A 1,003-nucleotide genomic window follows, 5' to 3' on the forward strand; every position below is an offset into this window, starting at 1 on the left:
CATGGAGCTGAAATCAGTCGAAGATACCAGCTGGCTGCAACTGTTTATTAAAAACACAGCACTGTGCAAACACGAAAGTGGACGTATACGGTGTGACGCCTGCCCGGTGCCGGAAGGTTAATTGATGGGGTTATCCGTAAGGAGAAGCTCTTGATCGAAGCCCCGGTAAACGGCGGCCGTAACTATAACGGTCCTAAGGTAGCGAAATTCCTTGTCGGGTAAGTTCCGACCTGCACGAATGGCGTAATGATGGCCAGGCTGTCTCCACCCGAGACTCAGTGAAATTGAACTCGCTGTGAAGATGCAGTGTACCCGCGGCAAGACGGAAAGACCCCGTGAACCTTTACTATAGCTTGACACTGAACACTGGTCCTTGATGTGTAGGATAGGTGGGAGGCTTTGAAGCGTGGACGCCAGTCTGCGTGGAGCCAACCTTGAAATACCACCCTTTAATGGCTGGTGTTCTAACGTAGACCCGTAATCCGGGTTGCGGACAGTGTCTGGTGGGTAGTTTGACTGGGGCGGTCTCCTCCTAAAGAGTAACGGAGGAGCACGAAGGTTAGCTAATCCTGGTCGGACATCAGGAGGTTAGTGCAAAGGCATAAGCTAGCTTGACTGCGAGAGTGACGGCTCGAGCAGGTGCGAAAGCAGGTCTTAGTGATCCGGTGGTTCTGAATGGAAGGGCCATCGCTCAACGGATAAAAGGTACTCCGGGGATAACAGGCTGATACCGCCCAAGAGTTCATATCGACGGCGGTGTTTGGCACCTCGATGTCGGCTCATCACATCCTGGGGCTGAAGTAGGTCCCAAGGGTATGGCTGTTCGCCATTTAAAGTGGTACGCGAGCTGGGTTTAGAACGTCGTGAGACAGTTCGGTCCCTATCTGCCGTGGGCGCTGGAGAATTGAGGGGGGCTGCTCCTAGTACGAGAGGACCGGAGTGGACGCATCACTGGTGTTCGGGTTGTCATGCCAATGGCATTGCCCGGTAGCTAAATGCGGAA

Annotated in this window: 1 rRNA gene; it reads left to right on the forward strand. The window is 53.6% G+C overall.

What is annotated here, in order from left to right:
- A 23S ribosomal RNA gene (locus tag OGV80_RS00015) occupies positions 1-1,003 on the forward strand; the annotation flags it as partial.

The sequence above is a fragment of the Citrobacter sp. Ce119 genome (assembly GCF_030334525.1).
Taxonomy (GTDB): Bacteria; Pseudomonadota; Gammaproteobacteria; order Enterobacterales; family Enterobacteriaceae; genus Citrobacter; species Citrobacter europaeus.